The organism is Caldovatus aquaticus (assembly GCF_019458025.1).
In the GTDB taxonomy this organism is placed as follows: Bacteria; Pseudomonadota; Alphaproteobacteria; order Acetobacterales; family Acetobacteraceae; genus Caldovatus; species Caldovatus aquaticus.
The window spans coordinates 1-16,226 of record NZ_JAHZUY010000044.1 but is presented as its reverse complement, the minus strand read 5'-3'; the positions used below and the strand labels follow the sequence as shown (position 1 = coordinate 16,226).

12 protein-coding genes are annotated in these 16,226 nt (G+C 74.8%); 3 read left to right on the top strand and 9 right to left on the bottom strand.

Annotated elements, in window-relative coordinates; genetic code table 11:
• Window positions 1-120: 120 nt before the first annotated feature.
• The 5 genes from K1J50_RS13870 to K1J50_RS13850 all read right to left on the bottom strand — a co-directional run bounded on the left by K1J50_RS13870 (window position 121) and on the right by K1J50_RS13850 (window position 7,323).
• Window positions 121-1,179: a ribonucleotide-diphosphate reductase subunit beta gene (locus tag K1J50_RS13870; protein WP_220118341.1), complete on the bottom strand. Its 1,059-nt coding sequence runs from the start codon at window positions 1,177-1,179 to the stop codon at window positions 121-123.
• A gap of 62 nt (window positions 1,180-1,241) precedes the next feature.
• A complete protein-coding gene (locus K1J50_RS13865; protein ID WP_220118340.1) occupies window positions 1,242-2,210 on the bottom strand; it encodes a tripartite tricarboxylate transporter substrate binding protein in 969 nt (322 codons plus the stop codon).
• 345 nt (window positions 2,211-2,555) lie between these two features.
• Entirely contained in the window at window positions 2,556-4,403 is a 1,848-nt protein-coding gene (locus K1J50_RS13860; RefSeq protein ID WP_369413605.1) for a ribonucleoside-diphosphate reductase subunit alpha, read from the bottom strand.
• Window positions 4,404-5,540: 1,137 nt separating this feature from the next.
• Complete coding sequence (locus tag K1J50_RS13855) at window positions 5,541-6,368, bottom strand: ABC transporter permease (RefSeq protein ID WP_369413604.1); 828 nt, start codon at window positions 6,366-6,368, stop codon at window positions 5,541-5,543.
• A 10-nt stretch (window positions 6,369-6,378) separates the two neighbouring features.
• A complete protein-coding gene (locus K1J50_RS13850) occupies window positions 6,379-7,323 on the bottom strand; it encodes an ABC transporter permease (RefSeq protein ID WP_220118334.1) in 945 nt (314 codons plus the stop codon).
• Between the two features lie 562 nt (window positions 7,324-7,885).
• Here K1J50_RS13850 and K1J50_RS13845 point away from each other — a divergent pair.
• Window positions 7,886-9,115: an NRAMP family divalent metal transporter gene (locus tag K1J50_RS13845; protein WP_369413603.1), complete on the top strand. Its 1,230-nt coding sequence runs from the start codon at window positions 7,886-7,888 to the stop codon at window positions 9,113-9,115.
• A gap of 58 nt (window positions 9,116-9,173) precedes the next feature.
• On the opposite strand, the gene K1J50_RS13840 is transcribed toward K1J50_RS13845, so the two are convergent.
• The 4 genes from K1J50_RS13840 to K1J50_RS13825 form a co-directional block, all read right to left on the bottom strand.
• The gene (locus tag K1J50_RS13840) at window positions 9,174-10,643 is read right to left on the bottom strand and encodes a mannose-1-phosphate guanylyltransferase/mannose-6-phosphate isomerase (protein WP_220118330.1); all 1,470 of its coding nucleotides are present in this window, start codon (window positions 10,641-10,643) and stop codon (window positions 9,174-9,176) included.
• Between the two features lie 283 nt (window positions 10,644-10,926).
• A complete protein-coding gene (locus K1J50_RS13835) occupies window positions 10,927-12,429 on the bottom strand; it encodes a tripartite tricarboxylate transporter permease (protein WP_220118328.1) in 1,503 nt (500 codons plus the stop codon).
• 29 nt (window positions 12,430-12,458) lie between these two features.
• A complete protein-coding gene (locus K1J50_RS13830; protein WP_220118326.1) occupies window positions 12,459-12,902 on the bottom strand; it encodes a tripartite tricarboxylate transporter TctB family protein in 444 nt (147 codons plus the stop codon).
• An 81-nt stretch (window positions 12,903-12,983) separates the two neighbouring features.
• Complete coding sequence (locus tag K1J50_RS13825; protein ID WP_220118325.1) at window positions 12,984-13,967, bottom strand: Bug family tripartite tricarboxylate transporter substrate binding protein; 984 nt, start codon at window positions 13,965-13,967, stop codon at window positions 12,984-12,986.
• Between the two features lie 166 nt (window positions 13,968-14,133).
• Between K1J50_RS13825 and K1J50_RS13820 the strand changes: the two genes are divergently transcribed.
• Both K1J50_RS13820 and K1J50_RS13815 read left to right on the top strand, forming a co-directional pair.
• Window positions 14,134-15,309, top strand: a complete 1,176-nt coding sequence (locus tag K1J50_RS13820) for a M20 metallopeptidase family protein (RefSeq protein ID WP_220118323.1) — start codon at window positions 14,134-14,136, stop codon at window positions 15,307-15,309.
• Complete coding sequence (locus K1J50_RS13815; RefSeq protein ID WP_220118322.1) at window positions 15,306-16,103, top strand: creatininase family protein; 798 nt, start codon at window positions 15,306-15,308, stop codon at window positions 16,101-16,103. Before K1J50_RS13820 ends, K1J50_RS13815 begins: the two co-directional genes overlap by 4 nt.
• Window positions 16,104-16,226: the final 123 nt, after the last annotated feature.

Sequence of the window (16,226 nt, the reverse complement as noted above, 5' to 3'; positions counted from 1 at the left end):
ACGCGGGCGGCGCGGCGCCGGGGTGCCGCGCGGAGCTAGATAGGCGGCCGCTCCGGCCGCGGCCAGCACCGCGCCGGGCCGCCGCCTCCCGCCCCGCCGCCCGGCCGCGCGCCGGCGCCCTCAGTGCCGCGCCGGCAGGATCTCCCCTTCCGGCTGCGGCGTGGCGAAGGCGGAATCCGCGAAGGCTTCCTCCCAGGTGCCGGTGGTGCTGGCCTTGGAGTATTCCGTCGCCCGGTTCTCGAAGAAGTTGGTGTGCTCGATCGCGTTCAGCATCTCGTCGAGCCAGGGCAGCGGGTTCTTCTCGATGTGGTAGAGCGGCGAGAGGCCGAGCTGCTGCAGGCGCCGGTCGGCGATGTAGCGGATGTAGCGCTTGGTCTGCGGCGCATCGAGCCCCTGCACGCCGCCGAGCTCGAAGGCGAGGTCGATGAACGCGTCCTCGTGGTCCACGATGGTGGCGCAGATCAGGTAGAGGTCGCGCCGGAGATCCTCGGTCCAGATCTCCGGGTTCTCCTGGATGAAGGTGCGGAACAGGCGGATGATGGAGAGGCAGTGCAGCGTCTCGTCCCGCACCGACCAGGAGATGATCTGCCCCATCCCCTTCATCTTGTTGAAGCGCGGGAAGTTCATGAGGATGGCGAAGGAGGCGAAGAGCTGCAACCCCTCGGTGAAGGCGCCGAAGGCGGCGAGCGTCTTGGCGATCTCGGTCCGGTTGGCCACCGAGAAGGACTGCATGTAGTCGTACTTGTCCTTCATCTCCTTGTACTTGAGGAAGGCCTGGTACTCGATCTCCGGCATCCCCACGGTGTCGAGCAGGTGCGAGTAGGCGGCGATGTGCACCGTCTCGATGTTGGAGAAGGCGCTGAGCATCATCAGCACCTCGGTCGGCTTGAACACCTGCGCGTAGTGGCGCATGTAGCAGTTGTTCACCTCGACGTCCGCCTGGGTGAAGAAGCGGAAGATCTGGGTGAGCAGGTTGCGCTCGGCAGGCGTCAGGTTGCGCTGCCAGTCCTTCACGTCGTCGGCGAGCGGCACCTCCTCCGGCAGCCAGTGGATGCGCTGCTGGGTGAGCCAGGCGTCGTAGGCCCAGGGATAGCGGAACGGCTTGTAGACCGGGTTGGCGGTCAGCAGGTCGAAGCGGACCGGGTGCTCGTCCGGCGAGGGGGCGGCGGGCTGGCTCATGCGGCGGGTCCTTGCGCTGCGGGCGCGGGCGGCCCGGGCGGCGCTGCGCCCGGGCGCGGCCGCTACTCGATGCGGATGCCGGCGGCGCGCGCGATCTCCGCGTTGGCGGCGAGCTCGCGGCGGATGCGGGCGGCGAATTCGTCCGGGCCTTCGCCTTCGATCACGCCGCCGGTCTCGGCGATGCGCCGCGCGATGGCGGGATCGCGCAGCAGCCCCTGCACGTCGCGGGCGATGCGCTCGACGAGGGGGCGCGGCAGGCGGGCGGGGCCGAGGAAGCCGTACCACGGACTGGTGTCGGGAATCCCGAGGCCCTCCTCGTCGAGCGTCGGCACGCCGGGCAGGACCTCGACGCGGCGCGGCGCGGCGATGGCGATGGCGCGCAGCTTGCCCTCGCGCGCCAGGGCGATGGCGCCGGAGAGGGTGCTGAAGGTCGCCGGCACGTTGCCCGCGACCACGTCCTGCAGCGCCGGCGGCGCGCCGCGATAGGCGACGTGGGTGATCTCGATCCCCGCCTTGCGGCGGAACATCTCGAGCGCGAAGTGCCCCGAGGAGCCGTTGCCGGAGGAGGCGAAGGCCATCCCCGGCTGGCGCTTCACCGCCTCCACCAGCTCGCGCGCGCTGCGGAAGGGCTGGCCCGGGTGGACGAACAGCACGGTCGGCGAGCTGTAGATCAGGACGATCGGGGTGAAGTCGTTGATCGTGTCGTAGGGCAGGCGGGCGTAGACCGCGGCGTTGCTCGAGTGCGTGCTGGCCGAGAGGAACAGCGTGTAGCCGTCGGGCGGCGACTTGGCGACCGCCTCGCTGGCGATGATCTGGCTCGCGCCGGCGCGGTTCTCGATCACGAGGGGCTGGCCCCAGAGGCGCTGCAGCGGGTCCTGCAGCAGGCGGCCGACGAAGTCGGTCGGGCCGCCCGCGGGGTAGCCGATGATCACGCGGATCGGGCGGTTCGGCCAGCCGTCCTGCGCGCGGGCGGCGGCCGGCGCGAGGGCGGCGAGGGGCGCGGCGAGGGCGGTGCGGCGTGCGATGACCATTGCGAATCCTCCCGTCCGCCGTTCTCGCGCACGCCGCCGTGCCTCGCAAGCCTCGCCGCGGCGGACGCCTGCCCGGTCCGCGCACCGCGCGCCGCCGCGCGGTGCGGCATGCGCGGGCGCCGTCGCGCGGGCCGAAAACGCCGCGCGCCGCACCGGTACGGCCGATGCGGCGCGAATCGAGTCCGTGGGGTTCGAGGGGCGGGAACGGGGCGCCCCGGCCGGATGGTCAGCGTCCCGTCGCCCGACCGGCGGCGCGCGGCAGGCGGTGCGCAGGGAGTCGCGGCAGGAGCGGCGCCGCCTGCGCGCCCGGCGCATGCCGCGCAAGCCGCCCGCCCCCGGCCGCGCCTACTGGCACGCCAGGCATTCCTCGTAGTCGGTGGCGTTCGCCCGCGCCGCCAGCGGCGGCGCCGCCTGCTCGCGCGCCGGCGCGGCCAGCACGTCGCCCGCGAGCACCTTCTCGCTGATCGCGTCCGCCCGCTGGATGGAGAGGCTGCGGCAGTAGTAGAGCGACTTCACCCCCTTCTTCCACGCCATCATGTGGATCTGGTGCAGGTCGCGCTTGTGCACGTTGGCCGGCAGGAACAGGTTCACCGACTGGCTCTGGCAGATGTAGGGCGCGCGGTCCGCCGCGTGCTCCACCACCCAGCGCTGGTCGATCTCGAAGGCGGTCTTGAACACCGCCTTCTCCTGCTCGGAGAGGAAGTCGAGGTGCTGCACGGAGCCCTTGCGCACCGTGATGCTGTTCCAGGTCTCCTCGTCGTCGCGCCCGTGCTCCGCCAGCACCCGCTGCAGGTAGGGGTTGCGCACGATGAAGCTGCCCGAGAGCGTCTTGTGGTTGTAGACGTTGGCCGCGATCGGCTCGATCCCGGGGCTCGCCCCGCCGCAGATGATCGAGATGCTCGCCGTCGGCGCGATCGCGAGCTTGTTGGAGAAGCGCTCCATGAAGCCGTACTCGGCGGCGTCGGGGCAGGGGCCGCGCTCCTCCGCCAGCCGGCGCGAGGCGGCGTCGGCCTGCTCGCGGATGTGCCTGAACATCCGCCTGTTCCAGACCTTCGCCACCACGCTCTCGAACGGCACCCGCTGCGACTGCAGGAAGGAGTGGAAGCCCATCACGCCGAGCCCGACGCTGCGCTCGCGCATCGCGCTGTACTTGGCGCGGCTCATCGTCTCGGGCGCGTGGTCTATGAAGTCCTGCAGCACGTTGTCGAGGAAGCGCATCACGTCCTCGATGAAGGTCGGATGGTCCTTCCACTCGAACCACTTCTCGAGGTTGAGCGAGGAGAGGCAGCAGACCGCCGTCCGCTCCCGCCCGTGATGGTCCACCCCGGTCGGCAGGGTGATCTCGGAGCAGAGGTTGGAGGTCTTCACCTCCAGCCCCGCCAGCTTGTGGTGCTCCGGCCGCGCCCGGTTCACGTGGTCGGAGAACACCAGGTAGGGCTCGCCGGTTTCGATCCGCGCGGTGAGGATGCGGATCCAGAGCGCGCGCGCCGGGATCTTGCGCACGATCGCCCCGTCCTTCGGCGAGACCAGCGGCCACTCCTCGTCGCGCTCCACCGCGCGCATGAAGGCGTCCGGCACCAGCACCCCGTGGTGCAGGTTGAGCGCCTTGCGGTTGGGGTCGCCCCCCGTGGGGCGGCGGATCTCGACGAACTCCTCGATCTCCGGGTGGCTCACCGGCAGATAGACCGCGGCCGAGCCGCGCCGCAGCGAGCCCTGGCTTATGGCGAGCGTCAGGCTGTCCATCACCCGGATGAAGGGGATCACGCCCGAGGTCTTGCCGTTGCGCCCGACCTTCTCGCCGATGCCGCGCAGGTTCCCCCAGTAGCTGCCGATCCCCCCGCCCTTCGCCGCCAGCCAGACGTTCTCGTTCCACAGCCCGACGATCCCCTCGAGGCTGTCGGAGGCCTCGTTGAGGAAGCAGGAGATCGGCAGCCCGCGATTCGTGCCGCCGTTGGACAGCACCGGGGTGGCCGGCATGAACCACAGCCGCGAGATGTAGTCGTAGATGCGCTGCGCGTGCGCCGAGTCGTCGCCGTAGGCGCTGGCGACGCGGGCGAACAGGTCCTGGTAGCTCTCCCCGGGCAGGAGATAGCGGTCGTCGAGCGTCGCCTTGCCGAACTCGGTCAGCAGCGAATCGCGCGACCGGTCGACGCGAACCTGGCCGTGACCCTCCAGCTGAACGGCATCGAACACGTTGGCGCCCCCTATCAACCGCAGCGTTGGAACATGCCCCGAGGTCGGCCCCCACACAACATATCGCGCGGGAGCAGCAGACACGCCCCCAGATCGAGTGGCATTTCGGTCACGAGTCTTCGATTGTCGGCGGCATGATTGCATACCAGAGCCGATGTTCGCCTCGCGTTCCGGAAGGCCGCCTCGCCGGACGAGTCCCGTCTCGCCCCCTGTCGCGGCATCGCCCGCGCGCCGGCGTCCCTTGGCCGTGATGGGCGCCTGGCCGCCGCGACGGCGCATCCCGCGCCGCCGGCACGCACGCCCGGGCGATGGCCGCGCCCGCCGCCGGGCGGCGCGAGGGAGGGACGCTCCGCCCGGCGCCGACCGCGCCGGCTTCCCATCGGGCGATGCCGCTGCGAGGCCCCGACTCCGCGGGTAGGGGGCCTCGTCGCCCCAAGGCCCGCATCCTGCTCCTCCACCGCGCCTGCAGCGGCGGCCGGGTCCGGTCGCGCGTCGCCGCGGCGCGGCGCGGCGCCGGGCACCGCGTCCTCGCCCCGTCGCGCGACGGCTGCGCCGGGCGCGCGCGCCTGCTCCGCCCCGGCATCGCCACCGAGAGCCGGGCCGAGGCGCTCGCGGGCCTGCTCTTCCGCGAGGACCTGCGCGGCGTCGTCCTCGCCGGCACCGGCGGCCTCCTCATGGGCCGCCTCGCCGGGATCGCGCGAGCGCGTCGGCCGCCTCTTCCCCGCCGACGCGCCGGCGCGGCGCGACGGCGCGCGTCGTCGGCATTGTGCGCCGCCCCGGCGCCGTCTCCGCCGCGCGCGCCGCCGGCCCCTCGCGCGAGGACGCCGGGGGCCGCCGCTTCGCCGCGCTTGCGCCCGACCCCCGCGCCCGGCTGCTGGCGCGCCACGGCGGCACCCCTTCGCCGCGCGGGTGACGCCGGCGCGTGAGCCGCGCTTCCGCGACATCTCCTGGCCGGACACGACCGTCATCCGGTGCCGCCGCGGCGCCAGCCCGCCGCAGGCGCACCGGCGCCGCACCGCGGAGGCGCCGAACGCGCGCCGGCGGGAACGCGACACCGGCCCCTGCCCGATGCCGACCGGGCCGGCGGCGCTGGCGCGGATGATCGCGGACGAGGAGGGGGAGGGATGGCGCGCCGCCTCAGCCGCGCCCCCGCACCCCGTCCGCCACCAGCGTGCACCCTGCCACCGCGAGCAGGATCGCCAGCCCCGGCCACACCGCGGCGAGCGGCGCGCTGAACACCATCTCCTGCGCGTTCGCCAGCATGTTCCCCCAGGACGGCGCCGGCGGCTGGATCCCCAGCCCCAGGAAGCTCAGCGTGCTCTCGGCGAGGATCGCCCCCGCCACCGCCAGCGCCGTCGCCACCGTCACCGGCCCGAGGATGTTCGGCAGCACGTGGCGCAGCAGCACCCGCGCCTCGCCCGCCCCCAGCGCCCGCGCCGCCCGCACGTAGTCGCGCGCCAGCACCGAGAGCGCCGCCGCGCGCGCGAGCCGCGCCACGCCCACCCAGCCGAACAGCGCGAGGATCGCGACGATGCGCAGGATGTCGGTCGCCGCCTCGCCCCGCGGCAGGCCGACGCGCGCCGGGTCCACCGCCGCCAGCACCACCAGCAGCGGCAGCGCCGGCAGCGCGAGCAGCCCGTCCGCGATCCGCATCAGCACCGCGTCCGCCACCCCGCCGCGCCAGGCCGCGAACAGCCCCGCCGCGGTGCCGAGCAGCGTCGCCGCCAGCGCCGCCGCCACCCCGACCGTCAGCGACACCCGCGCCCCGTGCAGCAGCCGCAGCAGCAGGTCGCGCCCGAGCTCGTCGGTGCCGAGCGGATGCTCGGCCGAGGGCGGCGCGAACCGCCGCAGCAGGTCGGGCGCGAAGGGGTCGTGCCCGAGCCAGTGCTGCGCGAGCGGCGCCGCCAGCGCCGCCGCCGCGAGCGCGCCGAGCACCGCGAGCCCGAGCGCGAGCCGCACCCTCACCCCCGCCCCGCTACGCATCGCGCAGCCGCGGATCGAGCGCCCGCTGCGCAAGGTCCGCCGCCAGCGTCGCCAGCATCGTCACCAGCGCCGCCAGCAGCAGCGCGAGCAGCGCCAGGTTGTAGTCGTTCCCCATCACCGCGTCGTAGATCAGCTTCCCCATCCCCGGCCGCGCGAACACCGTCTCCGTCACCAGCGCCCCCGAGACCAGCGCCCCCGCATCCAGCGCCGCGATGGTCAGGATCGGCACCGCCGCGTTGGGCAGCGCATGGCGCCACAGCACCGCGCGCTCCGGCGCGCCGCGGGCGCGGGCCGAGCGGATCCAGGGCTCGCGCAGCGCCGCCTCCAGCGCCGCCGCGGCGTGCCGCGCATAGGCCGCGAGGTTGGCGATGGCGAGCGTCGCCACCGGCAGCGCCAGGAAGCGCAGCGCCTCGCCCGCGCCCGCCCCCTCCTCCGCGACGCCGCCCGCCGGCAGCCAGCCGAGCCGCACCGCGAACAGGATGATCAGCAGCATGCCGAGCCAGAAGGACGGCGCCGACTGCCCGATCACCGCCACCGCGTCCACCGCCGGCGCGAGCCGCGGCCGCAGCGCCGCCAGCGCCCCGAGCCCGATCCCGGCCGCCGCGGCGAGCGCCAGCGCCGCGCCGAGCAGCACCAGCGTCGCGCCGAGCGCCGGCCACAGCACCGCCGCCGCCGGCCGCGCGAACAGGCGCGAGAAGCCGAACTCGCCGGAGAGCACCATCCCCGCCCAGGCGCCGTAGCGCGCGAGCAGCGGCCGATCGAGCCCGTGCAGCGCCCGCAGCCGCGCCGCATCCTCGGCCGAGAGCCGCGGGTCGGCGGCGACGGCGAGATCGATCGGATCGCCCGGCATCAGCCCGATCAGCCCGTAGGCGCAGAAGGACAGCACCGCGAGCGTGACCGCGATCTGCGCGAGCCGCGCGCCGATCAGCCGCAGCATGGCCTGGTGCCCCGGCCCGCCGCGGCATGGCCCGGTGCCGGATGCCGCGGGCTGCCCACGGCGGCGGCCGGCATCGTCAGCCCGCGGCCGCCGGCCGGCCCGCGGCGGCGCCGCGCCGGCGCGCCCGGGCGGGCGACGGGTGCGGGCGGAGCCGGCGCGGCGGCCGGCAGGGATGCGGCGCTGGCGCCGCTCCGCCGGTGCCGGCAAGCTGGGCCGCGCTGGGGGGCGTCATCGGGCGTGGGCCGGAAGAAGGGACCGTTCGCCGATCACCATCGCCGCGCCGTGCGGGCGCGTCCAGGGTGTGGCGGCGCTGCCGGTCCGGGCGGGGCGCCCGCGCGGCGCAGGCCCGGCAGGGACGGCCCGCCGGTCCCGTTCCCGCCCGGGCCGGCGATGACAACCCCGCCAGCCTTGTGACGACGGAGGCACGATGCCGCCGCCCCGGCGTTCCCGCGCCGCCCGAATGCCGTCCGACCGCGCCCTCCCGCCCGCTCCGCCGCCCGCCCCGGAGGCGGCGGACCCCCCGGGGCGGCACGGTCTCCTGCGCCGCCTCGGGCCCGGGCTGGTGACCGGCGCGGCCGACGACGATCCCTCCGGCCTCGGCACCTACACCCAGATCGGCGCCCGCTTCGGCTACGCGCTCGGCTGGACGCTGCTGCTGAGCTGGCCGCTCATGGCCGCGATCCAGGAGGCCTGCGCGCGGATCGGCTGCATCACCGGGCAGGGCCTGGCCGGGGCACTGCGCCGCCACGCGCCGGGCTGGGCGCTGTGGCCGGCGGTGGCCCTGCTGGTGGTGGCCAATGTCGTCAACCTCGCCGCCGACCTCGGCGCCATGGCCGCCGCCGCCTCCGGCCTGGTGGTGGGCGGGCCGCGCTGGCTCTGGGCCGTGGCGTTCGGCCTGCTCTGCGTCTGGGTCCCGGCGTGGCTCGACTACCGCCGCTATGCCGCGACGCTGCGCTGGCTGACCCTCGCGCTGCTCGCCTATCCCGCGGTGGCGCTGCTCGCCGGGGTGGAGTGGCGCGCGGCGCTGACCGGCCTCGCGCTGCCGCGCCTGCCCGGCGGCTGGGACGCGCTGGAGGCGCTGGTCGCGGTGCTCGGCACCACGATCAGCCCCTACCTGTTCTTCTGGCAGGCCTCGCTCGAGGCGGAGGAGCGCCGCGCCCGCACCGGCGGGAGCGCGGGCGGGACCGAGCCGCCCGCCGCGCTCCGCGCGGAACTGCGGCGCATCCGCTTCGACACGGTGGCCGGCATGGGGATCTCCAACCTGGTCGGCTGGTTCGTGGTGGTCGCCGCGGCGGCGACCCTGCACGCGGCAGGCCGGCACGAGATCGGCACCGTCGCCGAGGCGGCGGAGGCGCTGCGGCCGCTGGCCGGCGACGCGGCGGGGCTGCTCTTCGCCCTCGGGCTGATCGGCACCGGGATGCTCGCCCTGCCGGCCTTCGCCGCCTCGATCGCCTATGCGGTGGAGGAGGCGGCGGGCTGGCGCGAGCAGGGCGGGCTCGACCGGCCGTTCCGCAAGGCGCGCGGCTTCTACGCGCTGATGGCGCTGGTGGTCGCGATGGGCGGCGTGGCGGAGCCGCTCGGCCTCGATCCGGTCCGGGCGCTCTACTGGGCGGCGGTGGTCAACGGGCTGCTGGCGCCGCCCCTGATGGCCGCAGTGATGTGGCTGTCCGACGACCCGCGCGTGGTCGGGCCCGAATGCCGGCTGCCGGGCTGGCTGCGCCTGCTGGGCTGGCTCGCGACGCTCGCGATGGGCGCGGCGGCGGCGGCGCTCGTGCTGGCGTGGCTGCGCTGAGCGGCGGCGCGCGGGGGGCGCCGCGCGCGGGGGCGAACCGCCCGCGCTCCCGCCTCCCTCACGCCCGGCCGTAGGTGTCCTCGAAGCGCACGATGTCGTCCTCGCCGAGGTAGCTGCCGACCTGCACCTCGATCAGCGTCAGCGGGATCTTGCCCGGGTTCTCCAGCCGGTGCACGGCGCCGAGGGGCAGGTGGATGCTCTCGTTCTCGCGCAGCAGGATCTCCTCCCCGTCGCGCGTGACGAGCGCGGTGCCGCTCACCACCACCCAGTGCTCGGCGCGGTGGAAGTGCTTCTGCAGCGACAGCTTCGCCCCCGGCCGCACCGAGATCTTCTTCACCTGGAAGCGGTCGCCGAGGATCAGGCCCTCGTAGTGCCCCCAGGGGCGGTAGACGCGCCGGTGCTCCGTCGCCTCCGTGCGCCCGGCGGCGCGCAGCCGCTCGACCAGCGCCTTCACGTCCTGCGCCCGCGCCCGCGGCATCACCAGCACCGCGTCGTCGGTCACCACCACCACCGTGTCCCGGAGCCCGACCACCCCGGTCAGGATCCCCTCCGAGCGGACGTAGCAGCCGGCCGAATCGAGCAGCGCCACCGGCCCCTCGGCGACGTTGCCCGCGGCGTCCTTCTCGCGCGCCTCCCACAGCGCCGCCCAGGAGCCGATGTCGGACCAGCCGAGGTCGGCCGGCACCACCGCGGCGCGCGCGGTCTTCTCCATCACCGCGTAGTCGATCGAGATCGAGGGGGCGGCCTCGAAGGCCGCCGCGGCCAGCCGCACGAAGCCGAGGTCGCGCGTCGCGCCCGCCACCGCCCGGCGCGCTGCTTCGAGCACCGCCGGCGCGTGGCGCTCGAGCTCGGCGATCAGCGTCCCGGCGGTCGCCACGAACATGCCCGAGTTCCAGAGGTGCCGCCCCTCGGCGAGCCAGCGCGCCGCGGTCGCCGCGTCCGGCTTCTCGACGAAGCGCGCCACCGCCCGCACGCCGGGCGCCTCCGGCAGTTCCGCGCCCGCCTCGATGTAGCCGTAGCCGGTCTCGGGCGCGGTCGGGGTCATGCCGAAGGTCACGATCCGCCCGGCCCGCGCGGCCACCGCGGCGCGCGCCAGCGCCGCGTGCAGCGCGGGCACGTCCGCCACCGCATGGTCGGCGGCGAGCAGCCAGAGCACCGTCGCGGGATCCCCCTCCGCCGCGACCAGCGCGGCGGCGGCGATCGCCGGCGCGCTGTTGCGCGGCTTCGGCTCGAGCAGGATGCGGCTGCCGGGGAAGGGGCGGAGCTGCTCGGCGACCAGGAACCGGTGCGCCTCGTTGCAGACGACGAGCGGCGGGGCGAACGCGGCCCCCTGGGCGCGCGCCGCCGTCTCGGCCAGCAGCGTGCGCTCGGAGAGCAGGGGCCAGAACTGCTTCGGATAGCCCTCGCGCGAGAGGGGCCAGAGCCGCGTGCCGGATCCGCCCGAGAGGATCACCGGCAGGATCGGCCCGGCCCCGCCGGCCGCCGCCTCCGCGCCGCGGCGCGCCGCCTGCTCCTCGGTTTCCGCCATCGCTCCTCGTCCATCCCTACGCCTGCCGCCTGCCGGCAGCGGGCCGGCGGGCCCCGGACCATGCGGCGGACGCGGGCAAAAGAAAAGCCGCCGGGCCGCGGTCCGGCCCCGGCGGCGTGGTGCGGCTTCCCGGACGGGAAGGGGGCGCCGCGGCCCGGCGCCCCCGCCTTCCCGGCCCGCTCAGAGCCGTTTCCGCCCGGCCGTGCGCGCGGCCACGGCTCCGGCCCGCTGTCGGCCGGGCGGATTCCCGCTCCCGGCCGTTGCCGGCCGTCCGCGATCCGCCCTAGCCCGCCAGCGCCTCCTCCTTCTTCCTGCGGAGGTTCGGCAGCAGCATCATGCCGAGCGCGAGCGCGGCGATCGCGAGCAGCGTGCCGCTGATCGGCCGCTCGATGAACACGGAGGGATCGCCGCGGCTGAGCAGCATGGCGCGGCGCAGGTGCTCCTCCATCATCGGGCCGAGCACGAAGCCGATCAGCAGCGGCGCCGGCTCCATCTTCAGCTTGGCGAACAGGTAGCCGGCGATCGCGAACAGCACCGTCAGGTAGACGTCGAAGACGTTGTTGTTGATCGAGTAGATGCCGATCGCGCAGAAGGTGAGGATCGCCGGGTACATGTAGCGGTAGGGCACCTGCAGCAGCTTCACCCACATGCCGATCATCGGCAGGTTGATGATCAGCAGCATCAGGTTGCCGATCCACATCGAGGCGATCAGGCCCCAGAACAGGTCCGGCTGCGCCTCCACCATGCGCGGCCCCGGCTGGATGCCCTGGATGATGAGCGCGCCGACCATCAGCGCCATCACCGCGTTGGCCGGGATGCCGAGGGTGAGCAGCGGGATGAAGCTGGTCTGCGAGGCCGCGTTGTTCGCCGATTCGGGGCCCGCCACGCCCTCGATCGCGCCGGTGCCGAACTCCGCCCGGCCCTTGGAGAGCCGGCGCTCCATCATGTAGGAGCCGAAGGAGGCGAGCGCCGCGCCGCCGCCGGGCAGGATGCCGAGGGCGGAGCCCACCAGCGTGCCGCGCAGCACCGAGGGGACGGCCCGCCGCACCTCCTCGCGGTTGAGGTAGAGGCTGCCGACCTTGGTGGTCAGCACGGAGCGCGCCTCGGGGCGCTCGAGGTTCAGGATGATCTCGGCGATGCCGAACATGCCCATGGCGAGGGCGGCGAAGCCGAGCCCGTCCGACAGCTCCGGGATGCCGAAGGTGAAGCGCTGCTGGCCGGTCTGCACGTCGGTCCCGACCAGGCCGAGCGCCACGCCGAGCACGACCATGCCCACCGACTTGATGACCGAGCCCTGCGCCAGCACCGCGGCGATGATCAGGCCGAGCAGCATCAGCGAGAAGTAGTCGGCCGGCCCGAAGGACAGCGCGATCGAGGTCAGCAGCGGGCCGGAGGCGGCGACCAGGACGGTCGCCACCGAGCCGGCGAAGAACGAGCCGAGCGCCGCGATGGTGAGCGCCGCGCCCGCGCGCCCGCGCCGCGCCATCTTGTAGCCCTCGAGGGTGGTGACGACCGAGGACACCTCGCCGGGCAGGTTCAGCAGGATGGCGGTGGTCGAGCCGCCGTACTGCGCGCCGTAGTAGATCCCGGCGAGCATGATGATCGCCGTCGTCGCCGGCTGCCCGAAGGTGATCGGCAGCAGCAGCGAGATCGTCGCCACCGGGCCGATGCCCGGCAGCACGCCGATCGCCGTGCCGATCATGCAGCCGATGAAGGCGAAGAGCAGGTTGTTCCAGCTCAGCGCGACGCTGAAGCCGTGTGCCAGGTTGGCGATGAGGAGATCCATCGGGTGTGTTCCCTAGCCTGGCGCCGCGGTCAGAACTGCGGCCAGACGCTGACGCGGATGTCGAGCTCGTGGATGAACACCCACCAGCACAGCGCGAGCAGGAAGATCGTCACGCCTAGCACGCCGAGCGGCCGGTGCGTGCGGTCCGCCAGCGAGGCGATGACGATCATCGCGGTCGTCGAGAGGAACAGGCCGCCGCGCTCGAGCAGGAGCCCGAAGACGCACATCCCGAGCAGCACCAGCGACATCTCGCGCCACGCCCAGCGCTCCAGCGGGTCGGGGCCGCTGTTCAGCGCCAGGACGACGATGATGGCGCCGAGCACGAGCTGGAGCATGAAGGTGAGCCAGGGCATGTAGCCCGGCCCCATGCGCTGGGCCGTGCCCATCGCGTGGTCGGCGTTGAGCCAGAGCCCGACCAGAGCGATCACGATCAGGATCAGGCCCGAGAAGAGGTCCTTCGCGTTGATTCTCATGCCGTTGTGTCCCCTGGCGCCGGCGTCCCCGGCCCCTCCGCTGTCCTCTGCGTCATCGTTCCCAAGCTCGTCCCTGCCCGGTCACTCCACGCGGGCGCCGGAGAGGCGCACCAGCGCCCCCCAGCGCGCATGCTCCTCGCGCACGAATTCCGTGTAGCCCGCGAGCGTCAGGTCGCCCGGCGCGCCGCCGGCCTCGATCAGCCGCGCCCGCACCTCCGGCGCGGTGAGCGTCTCCTGCACCGCGCGGGCGAGCCGCCCGGCAAGCGCCGCCGGCAGGCCCGCCGGGCCGGAGAGGCCGAACCAGCTCCCGCTCACCAGGTCGAAGCCCTGCTCGCGGAAGGTCGGCACCTCCGGGAAGCCGGGATGGCGCTCGGCCGAGGAGATCGCGATCGCGCGGACGCTGCCCTGGCGGATGTGGGCGGAGGCGGAGGGCAGGCTGTCCGACATCAGCGGCACCACGCCGGCGATCAGGTCGGTTATCGCCGGGCCCGCGCCGCGGTAGGGCACGTGGTTGAGCTCCACCCGCGCCAGCCGGGCGAAGCGCACGACGAGCAGGTGGTTGGAGGAGCCCGAGCCCGAGGTCGCGACGTCGAGCCCGCGCCCGCCGCGCGCCGCGCGCACCACGTCGGCGAGGCCGTGCAGCTCGGTGCGCGGGTTGGCCACCCAGACCGAGGGGTTGGAGACGACGAGCGCGATGTGCGTGAAGTCGCGCACCGGGTCGTAGCGGACGTTCGGGTAGAGGGCCGGGCCGATGGCGTGGCTGGCGACGTTGCTCATCACCAGCGTCGTGCCGTCCGGCGGGCTCGCCGCGACGAGCTGGCTGCCGAGCGTCGCGCCGGCGCCAGGCCGGTTCTCCACGAGCACGGGGGTGCCGCCCAGCCTCTCCTGCAGCCCTGCCGCGATCAGGCGCGCGACGAGGTCCGTGGTGCCGCCGGGCGCGAAGGGGACGACGATGCGGATCGGCGGTCCGGAGGGAGACGGCGCGCGCGGGACGGCGGCAGCCTCGGCGTTCCCCGGCGGCGCCCCGCTCTGGGCACGCGCGGGCCCCGCGGTGGCTCCCGCCATGGACGCGGCCGTCATCAGAAAGCCCCGGCGCGGGAGCCGTGCCGACATTGTCCCTCCCTGTTCCGGCCGGCGTATTGCACGCGGCCCCCCGGCCCCGCAAGCGGCCCGGCTTGCCATGAAACAATGTTCACTTATCGTGACGCATCCGACCGGTCCAGGTGTTTCCATGCTTCCGAACGACCCCGGCCGCCGCATCCGCGACGCCGCCGCCGCCCTCGAGCCGCACCTCGTCGCGCTGCGCCGGGACATCCACGCGCACCCCGAACTCGCCTTCGAGGAGACACGCACGGCGGGAATCGTCGCCGCCGAACTCGCGCGGCTCGGCATACCGCACCGCACCGGCGTCGGCCGCACCGGCGTGGTCGGGACGATCGAGGGCGGCCGCCCCGGCCCGACGCTTGCCATCCGCGCCGACATGGACGCCCTGCCGATCCAGGAGGAGACCGGCCTCCCCTTCGCCTCCACCCGGCCGGGCCTGATGCACGCCTGCGGCCACGACATCCACACCGCGACGCTGCTCGGCGTCGCCGCCGTGCTGCGGGAGCTCGCGCCCCAGCTCGCCGGCCGCGTCGTCCTGCTGTTCCAGCCGGCCGAGGAGGTGCTCGAGGGGGCGAGCGCGATGATCGCCGACGGCGCCGCCGCGGGCGTGGATCTCGCGCTCGGCTTCCACAACCATCCGGAGATGCCGGTCGGCCGCTTCGGCTACGTGCGCGGCGCCGCGCTCGCCGCCTCCGACCGCTTCGACCTCGCGATCCGCGGCCGGAGCGGCCACGCCGCCCACCCCTACGCCGCGATCGATCCGATCGTCGCCGCCGCCTCCTTCATCGCCGACGCGCAGACGGTGGTGAGTCGCGAGATCAGGCCGCTCCATCCCGCGGTGGTGACGATCGGCAGCGTCCAGGGCGGCACCACCTACAACATCATCCCCGAGCGCGTGCACCTGAAGGGGACGGTGCGCACCCTGCACGCCGACGCGCGCGACACCGCCGAGGCGGCGATCCGCCGCCTGGTGGCGGGGCTCGAGACGACGATGCGCGTCGCCTGCACGCTCGACTACCGGCGCATGGTGCCGCCGCTGGTCAACGACGACCGCGTGCTGGGGCCCGCGATCGCCGCGGTGCGCCGCCAGCTCGGCGAGGTGGTCGAGGAGGGCGAGCCCTCGATGGGCGCGGAGGACTTCTCCGCCTTCGCCGCCCTGGTGCCGAGCTTCCAGCTCCGCATCGGCTCCGGCGCGCCGGGCCGCGACGACCGGCTGCACAACGCGGGCTACCAGCCGGACGAGCGCTGCATCGCCCTCGGCGTGCAGGCGCTCGCGCGCGCCGCGCTGGACATCCTCTCGTGAGCGGCGCCGTGCGCATCGCCGCGCTGCCCGCGCCCGAGGTGGCGGCACGGCTCGCTGCCGGCGCCGCCGTGCTGCTGCCGATGGGCAGCCTGGAGACGCACGGCCCCGCCCTGCCGATGGGCGACTACCTGCTCGCCGAGGAGATCGCCGCCCGCATCGCCGAGGCCGCCGGCGCGGCCGGCCTGGACGCCCTCGTCGCTCCTGCCATCCCCTTCGGCGGCGAGGACTTCTTCGCCGGCGTGCCCGGCTCGATCTCGCTTCCCGGCGCGGTGCTGCAGGCGGTGATCGAGGAGATGGCCGACTCCTTCCTGCGCGCCGGGACCGCGCGTCGGCTGCTGATGGTCAACGGCCACGGGGGGAACGTCGCCGCCGCCGAGGCCGCCGCGCGCGCGCTGCGCCGGCGCCACGGCGCCGTGGTGCCGATCCTCCACCTCTGGCGCGCCGCCGGCGCGCTGCACGCCGAGCTCGGCGGCGATCCGGCGACCCTCGGCCATGGCGGCGATCCGGTCGCCTCGGTGACGCTCGCGCTGCGCCCCGATCTCTGCCGGCCGGAGGCGGCGCGGCCGCGCCAGCCGGCCGGCGCGGTCCTCGGCCTCGCCCCGAGCGGCTTCGGCACGGTCCGCGCCGCGGGGGTCGAGTTCGCCGTGCCGATGGAGGTGGAGGAGGTGGCGCCGGGCGGCGTGCAGGCGGCCGATCCGCGCGGCGCCTCCGCCGCGCACGGCGCGCGCCTCGTCGCGCGGCTGGTCGCGGCGGGGGTGGCGATGCTCCGCGCGCTGCGCGAGCACGCGCCCTAGGTCCTGAACCCAAACTGCTGGACGCGACGGGCTGGGATCTGATTCAAGTTCCCTGCTGGACGGGAGCTTGGCATGTCGCGGTTCGATCTGAGTGAGGCGGAATGGCGGATCATCGAGCCTCTG

Excerpts from the sequence above, each read along its gene's own strand:
- K1J50_RS13865 (WP_220118340.1), bottom strand. The coding sequence starts at position 2,210 with ATGGTCATCGCACGCCGCACCGCCCTCGCCGCGCCCCTCGCCGCCCTC.
- K1J50_RS13870 (WP_220118341.1), bottom strand. The coding sequence starts at position 1,179 with ATGAGCCAGCCCGCCGCCCCCTCGCCGGACGAGCACCCGGTCCGCTTC.
- K1J50_RS13840 (WP_220118330.1), bottom strand. The coding sequence starts at position 10,643 with ATGGCGGAAACCGAGGAGCAGGCGGCGCGCCGCGGCGCGGAGGCGGCG.
- K1J50_RS13850 (WP_220118334.1), bottom strand. The coding sequence starts at position 7,323 with ATGCTGCGGCTGATCGGCGCGCGGCTCGCGCAGATCGCGGTCACGCTC.
- K1J50_RS13820 (WP_220118323.1), top strand. The coding sequence starts at position 14,134 with ATGCTTCCGAACGACCCCGGCCGCCGCATCCGCGACGCCGCCGCCGCC.
- K1J50_RS13830 (WP_220118326.1), bottom strand. The coding sequence starts at position 12,902 with ATGAGAATCAACGCGAAGGACCTCTTCTCGGGCCTGATCCTGATCGTG.
- K1J50_RS13835 (WP_220118328.1), bottom strand. The coding sequence starts at position 12,429 with ATGGATCTCCTCATCGCCAACCTGGCACACGGCTTCAGCGTCGCGCTG.
- K1J50_RS13825 (WP_220118325.1), bottom strand. The coding sequence starts at position 13,967 with ATGGCGGGAGCCACCGCGGGGCCCGCGCGTGCCCAGAGCGGGGCGCCG.